The following is an 18746-nucleotide window of genomic DNA, read 5'->3' on the forward strand; positions in this document are numbered from 1 at the left end:
AGCCTCGGAAGTGCCCGACCATTGGAGTTGTAGTGTTCTTCCTCGACGATCCCGTTTCTTCCGGCTCGCTCGTCACGACCGCTTCGCTCGTCACGAGCGCGAGCGACCTGACGACCGCCTCGAAGTGTGAGTTTGCGTTCCTGCGCAAGCTCGACGCGAAGCTGGGACGCATCGAGCGGGTTGACGAGGTGGTCGACGCCATGCTCGCGCGTACCGGTCGGCTCGGTGACGAACACGAGGCCCGGGTCCTCGAGGCATACCGGGCGGAGTTCGGGGCCGGTGTCGTCGAGATCGAGCGCCCTGACGAGCTGACCCGAGAGGCGCTGGCCGAGGCCGTCGCGGCGACGAAGCGCGCGTTCGATGGCGGGGCGGATGTCGTCTTCCAGGCCACCTTCTTCGACGGCAGCTTCGTCGGTTTCGCCGACTTCATCGTGCGGAAACCCGACGGGCGGTACCTCGTCCAGGACACGAAACTCGCCCGCTCGGCCAAGGTCACCGCGCTGCTGCAACTGGCCGCGTACGTTGAGCAGCTGCGCCATCTTGGCGTCGAACCGGCCGACACCGTCGAACTCCTGCTCGGCAACGGGATGACGAGTGAACACCGGGTCAGCGACATCCTTCCCGTGTATCGCAAGCGCGAACAGCGGTTGAAGCGGATCATCGACGAACGGCTCCACGACCCCGACGACGCTCCCGTCGCCTGGGGCGACTCGCGCTATGCCATCTGCGGCCGGTGCGAAACCTGCGAGGCCGAGATCCAGGCCAGCCGCGACGTCCTCCTCGTCGGCGGGCTCCGGGTGACGCAGCGCGCCCGGCTCGCCGCACAGGGGATCACCACCATCGACGAGCTGGCCGCCTTCACCGGCGACGCCAGTGAGTTCGGCATCGGTGCGACAACGTTCGCCGGTCTGAAGTTGCAGGCGGCGCTTCAGCTCGAAGCTCCACCGGAGCTGAGCCCGAGCACGCCGCCGCCGGTGCGGGTCTTCAACGCCGGGATTCTCGCCGCGCTTCCCGAACCAGACCCGGGTGACATCTTCTTCGACTTCGAAGGCGACCCGCTCTACACCGAAGGCGACGGTCGGTCGTGGGGCCTCGACTATCTCTTCGGGATGGTCGACACCGCCGGGGCGTTCACGACCTTCTGGGCCCATTCCTTCGCCGAGGAACGCGTCGCGCTTCGCCAGTTCCTGGACTACGTCGCCGAGCGGCGGCGTGCATTCCCGAATCTGCATATCTACCATTACGCGTCGTACGAACGCACCCACCTGTCCTCGATCGCGGCCCGCCACGGTGAAGGTGAAGACGAGGTCGACCAGTTGTTCCGCGACAACGTGCTCGTCGACCTGTACCCGATGGTGAAGCGGAGCGTGCGCGTCGGCTCCCGCTCCTACTCGATCAAGAAACTCGAACCGCTCTACATGGGCCACGAACTGCGCACCGGAGACGTCACGAACGCCGCGGCGTCGATCACCGAGTACGCGGATGCCCGGGAGCTCCTCGCCAACGGAAACGCCGCCGAGGGGCAGCACAAACTCGACGAGATCGCTGACTACAACCGGTACGACTGCGTGTCCACGCTGCGCCTGCGGGATTGGCTGCTCGACCGGGGCCGGGAGAACGGCATCCTGCCGGGCACGCTGCACGAGGCGAAGGACTCGGTGCCCGAGATCGAGCCGTCCCCGCTCCGCTACGCGCTGCTCACCCTCGCCGGCGATCGCCTCGCCGCCGGGCGCAGCGCCGACCAGACCGCAGCGGCGTTCGCTGCGGCCGCTCTCGATTACCACCAGCGTGAGCAGAAGAGCTTCTGGTGGGGCCACTTCGCGCGGCTGATCCAGGATGTCCAGACCTGGGAAGACACTCGCGACGTCCTCGTGGTCGAAGACGGCGGCGCGCGGGTCGAGCGGCCGTGGTTCCGCGAGGGCAAGCAACGCACCGACCGGCGATGGGTCCGGCTCACCGGCAAGTGGGCGCCGGGCTCGAGCGTCAAGCCGGGCGACCAGGCGGGGCCGTACGTGCTTTACGAGCACCCGGGCCCGTTCGAGGCGACGATCGGCGACCCCGGCTCACGGCCGAGCCGCACGGTGCGGGTGCTCGAGGTCGACGATCGTGGAGCCCTCGTCGAGGAGACCCTGCAGGCCGGAGTCGAACCGTTCGACACGCTCCCGATCGCGCTGACCCCGGCGGCGCCGCCGCCTGCCGGGCAGCAGAAACCGGCGATCGAGGAGTGGGCGCAGGCCATCGTCGACCGCGCGCCCGAGTGGCCGAAGGACCCGGTTGTCGACATCCTCCGCCGCACGCCGCCGCGCACGAGGTCCGGTGCGCTGATGCCGGTCGCCGGTGAACGAGTTGTGGCCGTGATCGCGAGCATCCTCGACCTCGACGCCTCCTACCTTGCCGTTCAAGGTCCCCCCGGCACCGGTAAGACCTACCTGGGCGCCCACGTCATCGCCTCTCTCGTGCGCGACCACGGCTGGAAGATCGGTGTCGTCGCCCAGTCCCACGCCGTGGTCGAGAACCTCCTCGCCGCCGTCGTGAAGGCGGGCCTTCCCGCGGGGCTGGTCGGCAAAGTGCAGAAGGGCAGCGCGGATGCCGCAGAGGTCCCGTTCACGCCGCTCGACGCCAACGGCCACCTCATGTTCGCGGCCGAGAACGAGGCGACTGGCTTCGTCCTCGGCGGCACTGCCTGGGACTTCAGCAACAAGGCGCGGTTCCCGCGGCACTCGCTCGACCTTCTCGTGGTCGACGAAGCGGGGCAGTACTCGCTCGCGTTCACCATCGCGGCCAGTGTCGCCGCCCGCAACCTGCTGTTGCTCGGCGATCCGCAGCAGCTGCCGCAGGTCAGCCAGGGGCTGCACCCCGAACCGATCGACACGTCCGCGCTCGGCTGGGTCAGCGACGGCCACGATGTGCTGCCGCCCGACCTCGGTTACTTCCTCGCCGAGAGCCGGCGGATGCATCCGGCCGTTACCGAGCCCGTTTCGCGGTTGTCGTACGAGGGCGAACTGCACGCGCACGAGGTCACCTCCACCCGCTTTCTCGACGGAATCGAACCCGGGCTGCACATCGAACCGGTCGAGCACTCCGGCAACGCCGTCTCGTCGGTGGAAGAGGCGACCCGCGTCGTCGATCTCGTGCGTGCGGCGATGGGGCGTGCGTGGACGGACCCGACCGAGTCCCGCGCCGGCGATCCACTCGTCCAGGACGACGTCATCGTCGTGTCGCCCTACAACGCCCAGGTGGCGGTCGTCCGTGACGCGCTCGCCGCTGCCGGGTTCGACCGCGTCCGGGTGGGCACCGTCGACAAGTTCCAGGGGCAGGAGGCGGCGATCGCGATCGTGACGCTGGCGGCATCCGCTCCGTCCGAGGTGCCGAGGGGGATGGGATTCCTCATCCTCAAGAACCGGCTCAATGTCGCGATCTCGCGGGCGAAGTGGGCGGCGTACCTCGTCTACTCGCCGGCGCTGACCGACTACCTGCCGGTGACCGCCGGGGGAATCGCCGAGCTGAGCGCGTTCATCACGCTCGTCGAGCCCGACCAGCGCTGAGCCGGTCGGGCTGACCGCTGACCGCTGTCCGGGTCGCGCGCAGCCGCAGCCGGCCGCACTGCGCCGGGAGGGGGCGGTCTGCGGTGCGCGGCGCGCGCGGGCGAGAGCGCTTCGCGTCGAGCCCCGACGAGTTGCGCGGGTCCTTCGGCAGTGCGCGGGTGCTTTTTCACCGGCGCGGTGCTGGAACACCCGCGCGGGAAGCCGCGGCACGGCCGGCGAGCCCGGGTGAGCGTAGCCGTGCCGGCGAGCCCGAGTGAGCGTAGCCGAGCCCGGCGGGTCCGAGCGGCGCGGGCGGGAGCGTTCCGCGTCGAGCCCGAGGAGTTGCGCGGGTCTTTCGGTAGTGCGCGGGTGCTTTTTCACCGGCGGGTTGCAGGAACACCCGCGCGGGATGCCGCGGCTCGGCCGGCGAGTCCCGGTGAGTCGGCGTGCCCGGCGACCCCAGTAGCACAGCAGTGGGACCGAGCGGACCGCGGGCGGGCGGGAGCGCTTCGCGTCGAGCCCCGGCGAGTTGCGCGGGTCCTTCGGCAGTGCGCGGGTGCTTTTTCACCGGCGCGGTGCAGGAACACCCGCGCGGGATCCCGGTGGGGCCCAGCGCACCCGCGTCACAGCACCGGCCTCAGCGCAGCAGCGGCTACCCGGTCGCGCCGCGACGGAGCAACCCCGAGTACTCCGGGTGGTCGTGGAACCAGTCCACGACGAAGGAACAGACCGGCACGATCCGCAGGTCCGTGGTTGAGGCCACATCCTTCACCGCGAATTCGACGAGGGATGCCGCGTGGCCGTTTCCGCGCCGCGGAGGCGACGTGTAGGTGTGGGTGAAGTAGATCTGCCCGGGCCGCACCGAGTAGTCGGCGTGGCAGACCAGCTCGTCGCCGAGGCGAAGGGTGTACCGGTGCGCGTCGGGTTCGTGGGCGAATTCGGGAACCATGCCTCCAGCGTAGTTCGCTCCTGAACCTGTTGACCCCTGAGGCCTGCGGTGCTCTCCTGGGAGCCATGAGCGCCTCCATCTCCGGCATCGCCGCGCTGGCGTTCGATTGCGCCGACCCTCGGGCCCTCGCGACGTTCTGGCAGAACCTCCTCGGCGGGCGGGTCATCGTCGATGAGAGCGGTGACGCCGAACTGCGGCTGCGCGACGGCTCGGACGTCTCGATTTCCTCAGGGTTCCCGAAGCGAAGGCGGGCAAGAACCGCCTCCACCTCGACCTGCAGGGCCGCTACTACGAGGCCGCGATCGCTGAGGCGCTGAGCTTCGCCGCGACCCTCGCCGACGACATCTGCGACGGAGGCGACTGGAAGGTCCTGCGGGACCCCGAGGGCAACGAGTTCTGCATCCTCCGTCCGCGTCCGAACGGATGAAACGCCCCTGTCCGTTGTCGGATGCCGGTGGTAGCGTGCGCGCATGACCGACACGTCCCCCCGCCTGACGGCATCCGCGTTCCTGGCGATGAGCCTCGACGGGTACATCGCCCGCACCGACGGAAACCTCGACTGGCTGCTGGAGGCCGGTGCCGAGCTCGGTGACACCGGCTACGACGATTTCTTCGCCGCCGTCGACTCCATGCTGATCGGCCGCAACACCTACGACATCGTCGCGGCTTTTGACGAGTACCCGTACGCAGGCAAACGCGTGCTCGTGTTGAGCACCACCCTCGACTCGGTGGACTGGCCAGACGCCACCGTGCACCGCACCGTCGACGACGCTCTCACCACACTCGAGCGTGAAGGCCGACGGCACGTCTACGTCGACGGAGGCACCGTTGTGCAGCAGTTCCTGCGGGCCGGCATGCTCGACGACATCACGGTGAGCATCGCGCCGGTGCTCATCGGGTCCGGCGTTCCGCTGTTCGGCAGCCTGGACCGAGACGTGCTGCTCGAACTGACCGGCACCCGAGATCTTCCCGCAGGCTTCACCCAGGCGACGTACCGGCCGCTGCGTTCTCCGTGAAAATCGGATGCCGACCCGCGAGACCGCGAGCCGGCATCCGTCCCGATCGGATGTCAGTGTGCGGGGGGCATGCCCACCGGCGCATCGGCCGGCTTGCGCACGAAGAGTGCACCGACGATGGCGAGCATCGAGATGAGCGCCCCGCCCACGAACGCTGTCTGGATTCCCCCAGCAGCGGCGACCGCGCCCGAGGCGCCCTCGCTCGACAGAGTCGCGCTCATCGTCGACATGATCGTGACGAACAGGGCGGTGCCGGCAGCGCCGGCAACCTGCTGAACCGTCCCGACCGTCGCGGAAGCGTGGGCGTACAGGTGCGGGTTCACCGAACCGAGCGCGGAGGTGAACAGCGGGGTGAACAGGGTCGCGAGACCCAGGCTCAGCAGCAGGTGAGCGCCGAGCAGGTAGTACGGCGACGTCGACTCGTTCACCATGGCGAACCCCCACAGCGCGGCGCTGACGATGATCGACCCGGGGATGACCAGCGGCTTCGGACCGAACCGGTCGTAGAGGCGCCCGACGAACGGGGCGAGCAGACCCATGAGCAGCCCACCGGGCAACAGCAGCAATCCGGCCTGCACAGGCTCGAGGCCGAGCACTTGCTGCATGAAGATCGGCAGCAGGATGATCGTGCCGAACAAGGCAGCCATGCTCACGACCATGACCGCGATGGAGGCGCTGAAGTTCGATGAGCGGAACGTCCGCAGGTCGAGCAGGGCCCGATCACGGCGCTGCAGCCTGAGCTGCCGCCAGACGAACAAGCCCAGGCCGAGCGCGCCCACGACGAGCGCGATCACCATCGGCATCGCCGCTGAGGCCTGCTCCGCCGCCGTTGCGTCTTCTGGTCCGCTCTCGCCGATGCGGCTCAGTCCGTAGATCAGTCCGCCGAACCCGAAGGCAGAGAGGATGACCGAGGTGACGTCGAGCGGCACCCGCTCGGGTTCGGTCACGTTCTCGACGCGGCGAATGCCGATCACGAGCATGACCAGGGCGATCGGCAGCACAATCCAGAACATCCAGCGCCAGGACAGCGCGTTGAGGATGATCCCCGACACCGTGGGTCCGATCGCCGGGGCGACCGAGATGACGATGGAGACGTTTCCCATGGTCCGACCACGCTGCGCCACAGGAACCAGGGTCATGATCGTCGTCATCAGCAGCGGAATCATGATCGCCGTGCCCGACGCCTGCACGACCCGGGCGCCGAGCAGAACCTCGAAGTTGGGTGCCAGGGCGGCGAGCAGCGTGCCGGCCGAGAACAGGCTCATCGCCGTGATGAAGATGGGGCGGGTGTGAAAACGCTGCAGCAGGAATCCGGTGATCGGGATGACGATCGCCATTGTCAGCAGGAACGCGGTCGTCAGCCACTGTGCCGCGCGTGCGTCGACGTTCAGGTCGAGCATGAGCTCCCGCAACGCGACACCCATGATCGTCTCGTTGAGGATGACGACGAAAGTGGCGGCAAGCATCAGCCAGATCACGCGGAAGTTCCGCGCGGTGTGGTCCTGCTCCACCCGCTGGGGCGCCGGTGAGCGCCCGGTGGTGCCGAGCGTGTCGAGTCCGGTGGCGTCGAGATCGGTGGGGGAGTCGTTCACGGGGATCCAATGGTCGGAACCGGACAGAAAAATCAGGTGGAGCGGATGCCACGAGCGGCTCCCGCGGGCTCATCTGCCTCGAGCGGGTGAAAGAACAGCAGCGCGATGCGAAAAAGCCAGCGGCGAAGGAACGGAACGACGGGGCCGGGCAAGCTATTCCACACCGGCGAAGAAAAGTCCGAAAAATGTGCCTGCGTCAACCGGCTGGCGCACGGCATCCGTTACGAGATGGAGCGCGACCCGGTGGGGCGTGCTGCGCTCAGACGCCGATCTCGACCAGGACCCGCGGGAGTTCGTCCAGAAGTTCGCTCGCGAGATACCCGAGCGGCCCCACCTGCACGGCCAGCCGGTCGCCGGCTGCGGCATGGGCGTGAGAGGCCCACACCGCGGCCTGCTCGGGGCTGGTACCCCGCGCGCACAACCCCGTGATCGCGCCGGCAAGCACATCGCCGCTTCCTGACGTCGCCAGCCCGCCGCCCCCCGTGCCGGTGCGCCAGATCCGCCCGTCGGGGTGCCCGATGACGTCGTAGCAGGTGACGACAGCGGAGTACCGTCGGGCGATCTCGCCGATGTCGTCGACGAGGTCGCCCAGGTCACGCTCGAGCAGCCGCGCCGCTTCCTCCTTGTTCGGGGTCAGCACCAGTCGGCCGCTGAAAGCCTCGGCGAACTGGGGGACCTTCGGCAGCACGCCGAGCGCGAACGCGTCGAGGACCACGATGGCGTCCGGGCCGATCAGGGGGACGAGCGCAAGCAGCATCCGTTGCATTTCGTCCGGATCGTCGAGCCCCGGCCCGATGAGTACAGCGTCGGCCCCGGAGAGGTCGCCCTCTGCCGCGGTGACGCCGGCCCCGCGAACGCCCCCGTCGGCGGTCTCGTCGAGCGGGACGATCCCGCACTCGGGCACGGCGACGGCGACCGCTGTCGCCACCGACGCTGCCACCGCCAGGGTCAGCCGGCCCGCGCCCACCCGCAGTGCCGCCAGCCCGGACAGCATCGCCGCTCCGGGCGACCGGCGTGCCCCGCCGACGACGACCAGCGCACCGCGCCCGTACTTCGAGTCGCCGGCCTCGGGGAGGGGCCATGTTCGCAGCGAGTTCGGGGTGACCGTCTCGTGCTCAGCGGGGCCGGACATCGGTGTCTCCTGCGTGTTCGGTGACGGGCGCTCCGACCGCCTCGAGGTGCTCGCCGTGCGAGAACACCTCCAGCGTCCAGAACCGGTCGCCGGGTCGCCGGGTGAGCCTCGTGATTGACGCGTTCAGCACGGTGTTGTCGGCGGCGAACGCGAGCAGTTCCTGCTCCGACCAGCCGAGGCAGAGGTAGAGGAACACGAGCACCACGGCGTCGTGCGCAGCGATGAGGACCGGACCGGATGCTTCACCTGCGTCGACATCACGGAGGAAGGACCGGATCCGCAGCGCGACATCCGTCCATGCCTCCCCGCCGGGCGGACGGTAGTAGAACTTTCCCAGCCAGCGCCGGCGAGCCGCCTCCTCCGGATATCGCTGGTCGACGCCGTGTGAGGTCAGGGTATCGAGGATGCCGAGCTCACGGTCGCGGAGCCGCTCATCGACGAGGAACGAGCGGTTCAGCCCGCTGACCCCGAGGGCCACGGAGACCGTCTGCTGGGCGCGAAGGTACGGGGAACTCCAGATCGCCGACGGCACCGTGCCTCCCGCGTTCTCTGCGAGCCAGGCGCCCAGCGCCTCAGCCTGCTGCACCCCGGTCGGCGACAGCGGAACGTCGGCGTCCCGGTGCTCGACGGCGATGACCTCGAGCCTCGCCGCCTGCGCCTCGGACGCCAGGATGTTCGCCGTCGACTCGCCGTGCCTCACCAGCCATAGTTCTGAAACGGTCATGGGCCAAGGCTAAACGAGGGGGGTGGCGGGACGTCGGATTCACGCAGGGGCTTGATTTCGCTGGTTGCGATCCCGGATGCCCCGGGCGTCGGCGCGGGTCCGTCCGGGGCGTATTGACGCGATCGCGGCGTGCGCACCCCGGCAATGTCGGCGGCCCGGGTTACCGTGACAGCATGAGAATCCTGCACACCTCCGACTGGCACATCGGTCGCACGTTCCACGGTCACTCGACCCTGGCGAACCTGCGCTCGGTGCTGGCCGCGCTCGCGGTCGAGGTGCGCGAACGTTCGGTCGATGTGGTGGTTGTCGCCGGCGACATCTTCGATTCCGCCACTCCCGCCGCCGAGGCCTACACCGTGCTCGAATCCGCGGTCGTTGCCCTGCGCGAGGCAGGGGCATCCGTCGTTCTCACCAGTGGCAACCACGACTCGGCCACCAGGCTGGGCTTCATGTCGCGGTTCTCCGGTCTGGCCGGCGTTCACGTGGTGACCCGGCAGGAGCAGCACGACCAGCCGATCACACTGGCCGATGAGCACGGCCCGGTCCACGTGTACGGCATCCCGTACCTCGAGCCGTCGCTTCTCCGCCACCACTACCCGGATGCCGCGTTACGTACCCACGAACAGGTCCTGACCTTCGTGATGGACCGCATCCGCGCCGACCTGGCGCGGCGGGGTGGCCGTTCGGTCGTGCTCTCGCACTGCTTCGCGGTCAACGTTGCGGCGACCGACGCCGATGCAACAAACAACGACGCCTCTGGCCACGGCGCGAGCGACGTCGGTGCCAGCAAACACCGTGCCAGCCAACACGGCGCGAGCGACGTCGGTGCCAGCCAACACGGCGCGGGCGACGTCGAACGCGACATCACTTCCGGCGGCCTCGACTACGTTCCACTCTCCGTCTTCGACGGCCCCGACTACGTCGCCCTCGGCCACATCCACGGCCGGGCCGCTCTCAGCGATCGCGCCCGGTACTCCGGCGCCCCGCTGCATTACTCCTTCTCCGAGGCCGCCAAGCCGCGCGGGGCGTGGCTGGTCGACCTCGACGCGAGCGGGCTGGCCTCGGTCGGCTGGGTGGAGCTTCCGGTCCCCCGGCCCCTGGCGGTCGTCACCGGCGTTCTCGACGAGATCCTGTCTGATCCCGCCCTGGGCGGGGTCGAGGCGTCCTGGCTGTCGGTCGTGCTGACCGACAACGTGCGTCCCCTCGATGGCATGCGCCGCTTGCAGGCCCGTTTTCCGCACTGTGTCACCCTCGAACACCGCCCGGCGGTCACCGCCGCTGCGGCTGGCGACAGCTACGCCGAGCGAGTGAAGGGGCAGAGCGACCTCGACATCGTCGCGGGTTTCCTCTCCCACGTGCGCAACGGAGTCGGTCCGACCGACATCGAGAAAGCCATCGTCGCCGAGGTCCTGGCTGAAGTGGAGCGTGCCGAACACGACGAGCCGGCCGCCGATGACCGGGCGACGGCAGAGCCCGAGTGGGTTCCGGTGAACGCATGACGAGGGTGAACGCATGAAGATCCAGCGGCTGACACTCGCCGGGTTCGGCCCGTACAAAGACGAGCAGCAGATCGACTTCGAACGCTTCGACGACGACGGCATCTTCCTCATTACGGGCAGGACCGGGGCGGGCAAGTCCAGCCTGCTCGACGCCGTCTGCTTCGCGCTCTACGGCAGCGCGCCCCGCTACGACGGAACCCAGCCGAAGCTCCGCAGCGATTATTGCGAACCCGGTGATCCGACGCGGGTCGAACTCGAGTTCAGCATCCACGGGGTCTCTTACCGGGTTGTGCGCACTCCCGAGTACCTGCGGCTGAAGAAGAACGGGTCCGGCACCACCCCCGAGAAGGCGCGGGCCGAGCTGTTCGTGCAGAACGACGGGGAATGGGAGGGCATCGCCGCCCGGCCCGTCGATGTGGCCCGCGAACTCGACACGATCGTCGGGCTGACCAAAGACCAGTTCCTCCAGGTGGTCCTGCTCGCGCAGAACCGCTTCCAGGAATTCCTTCTCGCGAAGAACGACGAACGTCAGGCCGTGCTCCGTACCCTGTTCGGCACGGAACGATTCGAGCAGGTGGAACTCGCCCTCCTCGATCGGCGCAAAACCCTGGCTGCCGCGCTCGAGTCCACCGCTGGCACGCTGCGCCTGTCCGCTGAGCACGCCGCGAGCCTCGTGCAGGCAGAGACCCCGGGCGAGCCGACACTGGCCTGGTTCGACGCCATCCTCACCGAGCTCCGCGAGGCCCAGGCTGCCGCTGCCGAGAACGCGACCGTCGCCGACGCCGAGTTCACGGCGGCGGATGCCGAACATCGCGCCCTCGAGAACACCCGGCGCCTGCAGCTCCGACGCGACAGCGCCCGCGACACCCTCGCCACCTTCGAAGCCCAGACCGAGGCCATCGACTCCGACAGGGTCCGACTGGAGAAGGCGCAGCGGGCGGCATCCGTGTGGGCCCACGTCGCCGCCGTCCGCCGTGCGGCGCGTGCCCACGATGACGCCGTCGTCGCCGAGACGCGTCGTCGCGCCGACTTCGCCACGGCCGCCGACGGCGTGGTGCACGCCAGCCCTGGCGACTGCGATGCCGCCGCGGTTCGACACGTGGTCGATGACCTCGCCCGTCGCCTCGGCGGCCTGGAGCAGGTGCTCGATGACGAGAAATCGCTCCCCCCGCTCAACGCCGCCGTCCAGCGCAGCGAGAAGCACCACAGCTCGAGCCGCACGGCTGTCGACGAAGCGACCGGGCTCGTAGCGTCGCTTCCTCCGCAGCTCGATGACCTCGCCGAATCCCTCGCTGTCGCGCGGGTCAGGGCAGCGGGAGCCGCGCCGGCGCGGGACCGCGTCGGCCGACTCGACGCCGCGCGGACAGCCGCGAAACGGGCGGTCACCCTCGAACGCCGCCTTCTCGAGGCCCGGTTCGCTGAGAAAGACGCAAGTACACGTCTGACCGAGGCGACTCGAGCCCAGGACGGCCTTTTCGCCCGTCGGCTCAGCGGATTCGCCGCCGAACTGGCTGGCGAGCTGGTCGACGGCGCTCCCTGCGCGGTCTGCGGCTCCGCCGACCATCCCCAACCGGCAACGATCGACGCTGCCCCGGTGACCGAGGCAGACATCGATTCGGCGGCGACGGCGGTCGCCGCTCGCCGAGCCGAACTCGACGCGGCCACCGCAACCGCACACGGCCTCGTCGCGCAGCTCGCCGAAGCGCACGCGGCCGCAGGCAACAAATCGATCGATGAACTCGAAACCGAGTTGATCGACGCGACCGCCGCGCTGATGGAAGCCGACGCCGCGGTGGCCGTCGTCGCTGACGGCGAGAAAACCCAGGCACGACTGCGCACGGCGCTCGACACGGCATCCACACACCTCGACGAGTTGCGCGCCAACCTGGCCGCGGCAGCCGACCAGTTGACCCGTGCCCGCACCGGACTCGCCGCCGTCACTTCCCGGGTCGATGCGGCCCGCGCCGACTTCGGCTCGGTGAAAGACAGGGCCGCCTCGCTGCGGGCCGCCCTCGATGCCGCGACGCGTCTTGCGGCGGCGATCGACGACCGCGAGGTGCGGGCCAGCGCGCTCGTCGGGGCCCGCGAGATCCTTGCTGCGCAGCTGACTGAGAACGCGTTCTCCGACGAGGACGAGGTCGAGACGGCCCGCCGCGACACCGCCGAGATCGCCGCCCTGGAATCCCGGATCCGAGAGCACGACCAGTCCGTCGGCACCGCGCGGGCGACGTTGAGCGAGCCGGAGCTGGGCGGCCTTCCCGCCGGCCTTGTCGACCTCGGGCCGTCCGCCACCCTCGTCGCCGAGGCCAGTGCCGTGCGCGATAACGCCCTCCGGGAATCCGGTCTTCTCGCCGATCGGGTCTCGCAACTCGAGGGCATCGTGGCTCGTGTCCATGCCGAGCAGGAGGCGTCCGCCCGCCTGCGTGACGAATACGACCAGGTCCGGGCGCTCGCCAGCGCGGTTCAGGGCAGCGAGCCCAACACCAAACGGATGCGCCTCGAAACGTACGTGCTCGCTGGCCAGCTCGAGGAGATCGTCACCGCTGCCAACGCACGCTTGCGTACGATGACGAGCGGGCGTTACACGCTGCAGCACGATGACTCCGTGCAATACCGCAACGTCAAGTCGGGTCTCGGACTGGCCATCCTCGACGAGCACACCGGTCGTGCCCGCGCCACCCATTCGTTGTCCGGAGGCGAGACCTTTCTCGCCTCGCTCGCTCTCGCGCTCGGCCTGGCCGAAGTCGTCACCAATCAGGCCGGCGGGATCAGCCTCGACACGCTCTTCATCGACGAAGGCTTCGGCTCGCTCGACCGTGAAACGCTCGACATCGCCATGTCGACACTCGACGGCCTGCGGTCCGGTGGCCGCACGATCGGGCTGATCAGCCACGTCGAAGCGATGAAAGAGCAGATTCCGGCGAAGCTGCGCATCACGGTGACCGACGCCGGCCACAGCCGCGTCGACACGAGCCTCGAACTGGTCTGATGCTTCGCCTCCCCTGGGCTGGTCGGGTTTTCCGGCCGAAAAATCAGGTGGAACCCCGATTGCCGCCACCACGTGCTGGTGCCAGTCTGAGGGCATGAAACTCTACCGACCCAGGCACGGCCGGGTCTTCGCCGGTGTCTGCCTGGCCGTAGCGAACCGATTCGGCTGGTCGCCCACCCTCGTCCGCGTCCTCACCGTGCTCAGCATCATCCTGCCAGGGCCTCAAGTGGTGATCTACATCCTGTTGTGGATCCTCATCCCGGGCGAGAAAGACTGACGCCCCGAAACGAAACGTCCCGGGGAGCGTGCTCCCCGGGACGTTTCGCGCGCCGCACCGGCGCTTCTCTGTCTGCTTCCAGCCGTGCTCAGCGCCGGGCAATCCTGATGATCAGTCCGATGACCGCGACGACAGCGACAGCCGCGATCGCGATGACGGTTCCCGGGCGTTCCTCGTACTTGTGCTGCAGCTCGGAAACCGCGGCGGTGGTGGCTTCCCGGGCGGCGTCGACAGCGTCCTTCGACGCCGCCGTGGCCTTGTTGGCAATGTCCGACGCCTGGGCCGAGAGATCCCGGGCAGCTTCTGACGCGTCGCGCGAGGCGTCCTTGAGTCTGGCCGACGCATCCGCGGCCAGAGAGCTGGCGCTTGCGCCGACGCTGGTCGCCGCATCCTGAACGTCCCCCGTCGTCTCAGCCAGGGGCGCAGCGGCCTGGGAACCGGCGTCGACGGCGTCGTGCGCGGCGTCCTTCAACGTGTCCGGCGCATCGGGGGCGTTATCCACAGCCGAGTGCGCATCCTCCGCAGCGGCGGTGATGTTTTCGTTTACACGTTCATTCGAATCGGTCATTGTTTTCCCTTCGGGTGTTCGTGGCTTGCCGTGATCAGACGGCAAGCATACGCTGCGGCATTCGCCGCAAGACGGGTGGATCCGAGTTGACGCTGCCGGCCCCGGCCAGACAGCGCGTGTTTCTCGGCTCGCGCACGGATGCTCTTCAGCGTCACCTCCATCTTTTCGCACCTGGCGGCTGGAACACAGGGGGTTGCGAAGCTCGGGCCTCGCCTTCGTCGCCGCACTACCATGGGGCCGTGCCGTACCTGTCGAGTTCCTCCCGCGCCGCCCTGGAACGCGTGCTCGCCGGCGACCGTGACGACGAAACGGACGCCCTCCAACGGCTCCGTGACATCCACGCGCTGCTCGACGCCCTCGAGCATGACCCGGCGACCCTCCAGGCGGTCCGAGACGCGCTCGACGGCGGGGCAGGCTGGGATAAGGTCGCCGCGGCAGCCGGGCTGAAGCCGGCCGCGGCGAAGTGGCGCTGGCAGGGCACCGACGCCGAGATCGCCGAGCGTCACGAAGCGGGCCGTAAACGGTCGGCCCGGCCGAGCAGCGTTCCGACCGGCCTGCCTGGGCTCTCGGTCGCCGAAGCCGCCGCCCGGCTCGGCGTCAGCGCCCAGGCGATCTACCTCCGGGTGAGCCGCGGAGCGCTCCGAGCGGAAACCATTGAACTGCCCGACGGGCGTTCCTACAAGCGGGTCTTCCCTGACGAGGCGCCCGCCGGCTGAGGCAAGGCGAGCGTCACCGGGCGCCGGGTCACCCGTTCCGGACGAAAACACCCGGCGCGCCGGATGCTTTCGACCGGAACGGATGACCCCAACCTGAGCCGACCTCAAATGTTGCGTTGTGTGACGACCGCAGGTGACAGCTTTCGGCAGTCGACCTACCGTTGATCTCAGCGCCGGAACTCGTCCGGCCTGGGTGCCGGGCAGGAGGTCAGGATGTCGAATCTCAAACCAGGAGCAGAACTGGTCATGCAGTGCTCGAGCGCCTCCGGCGGAAGCTGCGACAAAACCGGCCCGGGCCACTCGCTCCGGCCGATCCAGGAGCGGATCGCCGCAGCCACCCCGAGCAAATGGCGCGACGGCATCGTCTCGTCGGTGTCCGGTGGCTGGATCAGCGTGACCTTCGTCGATTCCGGCGACGTCGCGTGGGCCTGGACCCACGACGTGCCTGACGAGCTGACCGTCGGCCAGCCGGTCGCGCTGCACGCACTGTACTCCACGCTGGCGCTCGGCTCTGAGCGACTCAGCGTTCTCGTGGCCGCGGCTCTCTAGCCCGTTCAGGGCTCAGGGACCGCGTTCGGGGCTCAGGCCTTCGGCATCGCCCCGCTCATCGAGTCCATCATCTTCTGCAGCGCCATGGCGCACTGACGGCAGGCATCGGCGCACATCGCGCAGTCCGGGTGCATGTCCTTCATCTTCATGCACTCGTCGGCGCAGGCCATGCACATCGTCATGGTGGCCTGCATCATCGCCATCATGCTTTCCATGTGCATCCCTGCGGGGCGCATCATCATCCGCATCATCGTGTTCGTCATGTCAGCGGTATTCATGCACATGTTCATGCACATCGACATGCCGTCACCCATCATGGTGCTCGCGCACATCGTGCACGCCTGCTCGCACGCGGAGCAGGCCTCAATACAGTCCTGCATCATTGTCATGTCCATGCCCTGGACGGGCATGTCCTTCTGGTGGGACTCCATCATTTGCATAGCCATGTTCATGGTTGTGTCCTTTCGAGGAATGGGGTGTTCCTTCGCATGCTACGCCGCTCGCGCCGCTCTGTCAGCGGGCAACCGAGGCCTTAACCTCGACGAAACCATCCGGACATTCGGCCGCCCTCTCCGGCACGGATCCGGAAGCCGGACTCGCCCTCCGGCGGGACCTCGGTGACGTCGACGTTGTCGACGATCGCGCCGGGCGGGCCCTGGCGGAGCGCGCTGAGCAACTGGTCTACAGCGCCCACCTCGCCCTCCACCTCGGCCTCGACCGTACCGTCCGGGCGGTTCCAGACCCACCCGTTCACGCCGAGGCGCGCGGCCTCGCCGCGGGTCCAGTATCGGAACCCCACACCCTGTACACGTCCGTGAACAAGAAAGCGCCGGCGAATGTCGCTCATGTCAGTCCTGAACGGGCACCGTCTCGTCGACGGCGTCGGTGCCAGCGTCGCTGTAGTTGCCCGTCTGCCCCGAGGCTTTCGTTCCGCCTTCGTCATCGGCGCCGTCAACCGAGGCATCGGAGCCCGACGGTGCCGAACCCGCGGTGGTGCCGTCATCTGGCGGGTCTTCGAGTGAAGACTGTTCCGCCAAACCCTGGTTCTTCGCTTCTTCGTAGCTGCCGTCGCGCTGGCCCTGGTCGGGCAGTTCAGGCAGGGTGTCGTTGCCATTCTTCGTGGGGTGCTGCTGGTCCATCTGAGATTCCTTTCGTAGGTCCGCAGCCGACGATACGCAGGTCGCTGAAGAATGGCGACGGCTTTCGGCCAGCCGTCGTTCGGAGTAGCGTCGCGTGCAAGTCTCGCCGATGTGGAGACATATTCAAGGCGTGAGGATCGCCAGCACCGCGGCAGCCGCGGACGTGACCAAGGGAGTCGCGATGCCCGACAGCCCCGACTCGCCGGCGACAAACGCCGATGCCGACTGGTTCACGGCCATCGTCTCTGAACACTCCACAGCGCTCGTGCGCTACTTCGCTCGTCGGGGCCCGCGCCAGGACGCCGAGGACCTCGCCGCCGACGTTCTCGCCACCGCCTGGCGGCGCCGCGACGACGTGCCGCGCGATGCCGTGTTGCCCTGGCTCTACCGCACGGCCGGGTTCACTCTGGCGAACCACCGCCGCAAGCATCGCGACCTTCCGGTCGACGCGGTTCCCGAGTCCGGTGCGGTGCGCGTCGACAGCGATCCGGAACTGAACGCCCTGTTCGACGAAGAACTCCGCGGTGCTCTCGCCAGTGTGGGCGAACGCGACCGGCAGATCCTGCTGCTGCACGCGTGGGAAGGACTCGACGGCGCGGAACTCGCCGGCGTGCTCGGAATCTCCCGGTCCGGGGCGGATGCCGCCCTCTCACGGGCACGCCAGCGACTGCGGCAGGCGTGGGGTGAACGGATGTCATTCTGACACCTGCAAGATGTGGGGCGCCGTGCACATATCCACAGGTGAACCGCATTCCGGGAGGCTGACATGAACGACGACACCGAGTTCGATCCGGTCGAGCGACTACGCGCCGCCGATCCGGCTGACGATCTCGAACCCCGCGCCGGATTCGCCGAGAACGTGGTCGCGCAGGCGACGGGCAGGGTCGCCGATCCGGCTGTCGACCCGACCGTCGAATCGGCCCCGGTCGCCGACCTGGCGGCGACGCGAGCACACCGGCGCTGGATTGCGGTTGCTGCCGTCGCCGCGTCCATCGTGATCGTCGGTGCCGCCGGATACGGGCTTGGGTTCACGACATCCGGCACGAACCTTGCTGATGGTGAGGCCGCTCCGCCCATCTCCCTGCAATCGGGGAACGGCACGGCGGAAACGGGACAAGAGTCTGCCGCCGGCGGTGCGGACCAGAGAACGACCGATGCGATCTACCCGACCGGCTACGGCCGGAACTCATTCAGCGCAAACGGTCTCGGCACACAGGAAACCTCGGCCCAGGCCTACGCATTCGACGCACGCGCCGCATCGAACTCAGCCGCCATTCCCGCGCTCGCAACCGCACTCGGCATCACATCCCCGGTCGAGTTCACGAACGGTGCGTGGACCGCCGGCCCGGAGGACGGCAGCGCCCCGAACCTGTTCGTCAGCGTCGACGGCGCCCTTTCCTTCTATTTCCACGACCCCCGGATCAACCCGTGGCGGTGCGACGACGTCGGGACCTGCCAGCCGTCCGGCGAACCCCCCACAGAAGACGTCGCGATCGGTGCGCTTCGCTCGCTCCTCGTCGCTGCCGGCCGGGACCCGGGCGCGTTCCAGTTCACGTCGCACGTGTGGGAGGGCTCGCCCACCCGGACGGCGGAGGCGAGGATGGTGGTGAACGGACAGCAGATCGACCAGCCGTGGTCGATGGAAGTCAGCGAGGGTGGAGTCGTCTCCGCCTACGGCGCGCTCGCCGAGGTGGTCGGGCTCGGCGAGTACGCCGTGGTGAGTGAGCGGGAGGGCTTCGAACGGCTGTCGGACCCGCGATTCGGTGCAGCGCCGACCATCCTGCCGGTAGCCGAAGGCGCGGCGGGAACGGGCACCGAGTGGGTGCCACCGACTGAGCCGCCCGCGACCCCCTCCCCAGGCGAATCCGTCTCCTGGCCGGTGAAGGAGGTCCAGATCGTGAGTGCCCGGCTGGGCCTCGCAAGCCAGTGGCAGCCGGACGGAAGCGTCCTCGTGGTTCCCGCCTACGAGTTCAGCGACACCGATGGCGGCGTCTGGTCGGTGATCGCCGTCGCCGATTCGATGCTCGACTTCGAATCCGATTAGCTGATGCATCGGCGCCCGGGCTTCCCGG

The 18746-nt window shown here is 68.6% G+C and carries 17 protein-coding genes and 1 pseudogene; 10 read left to right on the top strand and 8 right to left on the bottom strand.

From position 1 onward, the window contains the following. Positions 1-32: 32 nt before the first annotated feature. Entirely contained in the window at positions 33-3545 is a 3513-nt protein-coding gene (locus ABIE24_RS02765) for a TM0106 family RecB-like putative nuclease (RefSeq protein WP_354496589.1), read from the top strand. A gap of 631 nt (positions 3546-4176) precedes the next feature. On the opposite strand, the gene ABIE24_RS02770 is transcribed toward ABIE24_RS02765, so the two are convergent. Further along, the gene (locus ABIE24_RS02770; protein ID WP_354496591.1) at positions 4177-4473 is read right to left on the bottom strand and encodes a GNAT family N-acetyltransferase; all 297 of its coding nucleotides are present in this window, start codon (positions 4471-4473) and stop codon (positions 4177-4179) included. A gap of 65 nt (positions 4474-4538) precedes the next feature. Here ABIE24_RS02770 and ABIE24_RS02775 point away from each other — a divergent pair. Together ABIE24_RS02775 and ABIE24_RS02785 are read left to right on the top strand one after the other, a co-directional pair. After that, positions 4539-4900 (top strand): annotated as a pseudogene (locus ABIE24_RS02775) (VOC family protein). Between the two features lie 43 nt (positions 4901-4943). Beyond that, on the top strand, positions 4944-5489 hold the full coding sequence (locus ABIE24_RS02785) for a dihydrofolate reductase family protein (RefSeq protein WP_354496595.1): 546 nt from the start codon (positions 4944-4946) through the stop codon (positions 5487-5489). Between the two features lie 53 nt (positions 5490-5542). On the opposite strand, the gene ABIE24_RS02790 is transcribed toward ABIE24_RS02785, so the two are convergent. The 3 genes from ABIE24_RS02790 to ABIE24_RS02800 all read right to left on the bottom strand — a co-directional run bounded on the left by ABIE24_RS02790 (position 5543) and on the right by ABIE24_RS02800 (position 8937). After that, on the bottom strand, positions 5543-7081 hold the full coding sequence (locus ABIE24_RS02790; RefSeq protein ID WP_502916229.1) for a DHA2 family efflux MFS transporter permease subunit: 1539 nt from the start codon (positions 7079-7081) through the stop codon (positions 5543-5545). Positions 7082-7340: 259 nt separating this feature from the next. Beyond that, positions 7341-8213, bottom strand: a complete 873-nt coding sequence (locus ABIE24_RS02795; protein WP_354496597.1) for an NAD(P)H-hydrate dehydratase — start codon at positions 8211-8213, stop codon at positions 7341-7343. Continuing rightward, entirely contained in the window at positions 8197-8937 is a 741-nt protein-coding gene (locus tag ABIE24_RS02800) for a histidine phosphatase family protein (RefSeq protein WP_354496599.1), read from the bottom strand. The genes ABIE24_RS02795 and ABIE24_RS02800 overlap by 17 nt, the downstream gene beginning before the upstream one ends. 173 nt (positions 8938-9110) lie before the next feature. On the opposite strand from ABIE24_RS02800, the gene ABIE24_RS02805 reads away from it, so the two are divergent. The 3 genes from ABIE24_RS02805 to ABIE24_RS02815 all read left to right on the top strand — a co-directional run bounded on the left by ABIE24_RS02805 (position 9111) and on the right by ABIE24_RS02815 (position 13702). Beyond that, on the top strand, positions 9111-10436 hold the full coding sequence (locus tag ABIE24_RS02805) for an exonuclease SbcCD subunit D (RefSeq protein ID WP_354496601.1): 1326 nt from the start codon (positions 9111-9113) through the stop codon (positions 10434-10436). Positions 10437-10449: 13 nt separating this feature from the next. Beyond that, the gene (locus tag ABIE24_RS02810) at positions 10450-13425 is read left to right on the top strand and encodes an AAA family ATPase (RefSeq protein WP_354496603.1); all 2976 of its coding nucleotides are present in this window, start codon (positions 10450-10452) and stop codon (positions 13423-13425) included. 94 nt (positions 13426-13519) lie between these two features. Beyond that, positions 13520-13702: a PspC domain-containing protein gene (locus ABIE24_RS02815; RefSeq protein ID WP_354496605.1), complete on the top strand. Its 183-nt coding sequence runs from the start codon at positions 13520-13522 to the stop codon at positions 13700-13702. Positions 13703-13790: 88 nt separating this feature from the next. On the opposite strand, the gene ABIE24_RS02820 is transcribed toward ABIE24_RS02815, so the two are convergent. Continuing rightward, positions 13791-14270, bottom strand: a complete 480-nt coding sequence (locus tag ABIE24_RS02820; protein WP_354496607.1) for a hypothetical protein — start codon at positions 14268-14270, stop codon at positions 13791-13793. A gap of 239 nt (positions 14271-14509) precedes the next feature. Here ABIE24_RS02820 and ABIE24_RS02825 point away from each other — a divergent pair, with 239 nt between their 5' ends. Next, positions 14510-14986, top strand: coding sequence for a hypothetical protein (locus ABIE24_RS02825; RefSeq protein ID WP_354496609.1), 477 nt, complete (start codon positions 14510-14512; stop codon positions 14984-14986). A 213-nt stretch (positions 14987-15199) separates the two neighbouring features. Then, complete coding sequence (locus tag ABIE24_RS02830) at positions 15200-15535, top strand: hypothetical protein (protein ID WP_354496611.1); 336 nt, start codon at positions 15200-15202, stop codon at positions 15533-15535. Between the two features lie 32 nt (positions 15536-15567). On the opposite strand, the gene ABIE24_RS02835 is transcribed toward ABIE24_RS02830, so the two are convergent. The 3 genes from ABIE24_RS02835 to ABIE24_RS02845 form a co-directional block, all read right to left on the bottom strand. Then, positions 15568-15987: a four-helix bundle copper-binding protein gene (locus ABIE24_RS02835; RefSeq protein WP_354496613.1), complete on the bottom strand. Its 420-nt coding sequence runs from the start codon at positions 15985-15987 to the stop codon at positions 15568-15570. A gap of 80 nt (positions 15988-16067) precedes the next feature. After that, the gene (locus ABIE24_RS02840; protein WP_354496615.1) at positions 16068-16382 is read right to left on the bottom strand and encodes an acylphosphatase; all 315 of its coding nucleotides are present in this window, start codon (positions 16380-16382) and stop codon (positions 16068-16070) included. A 1-nt stretch (position 16383) separates the two neighbouring features. Then, entirely contained in the window at positions 16384-16674 is a 291-nt protein-coding gene (locus tag ABIE24_RS02845; protein WP_354496617.1) for a hypothetical protein, read from the bottom strand. Between the two features lie 130 nt (positions 16675-16804). On the opposite strand from ABIE24_RS02845, the gene ABIE24_RS02850 reads away from it, so the two are divergent. Both ABIE24_RS02850 and ABIE24_RS02855 read left to right on the top strand, forming a co-directional pair. Next, complete coding sequence (locus tag ABIE24_RS02850; protein WP_354496619.1) at positions 16805-17377, top strand: RNA polymerase sigma factor; 573 nt, start codon at positions 16805-16807, stop codon at positions 17375-17377. A 63-nt stretch (positions 17378-17440) separates the two neighbouring features. Further along, entirely contained in the window at positions 17441-18718 is a 1278-nt protein-coding gene (locus ABIE24_RS02855; RefSeq protein WP_354496621.1) for a hypothetical protein, read from the top strand. The last annotated feature ends 28 nt before the right edge of the window (positions 18719-18746 follow it).

This window comes from Mycetocola sp. 2940, assembly GCF_040548835.1.
Taxonomy (GTDB): domain Bacteria; phylum Actinomycetota; class Actinomycetes; order Actinomycetales; family Microbacteriaceae; genus Mycetocola_A.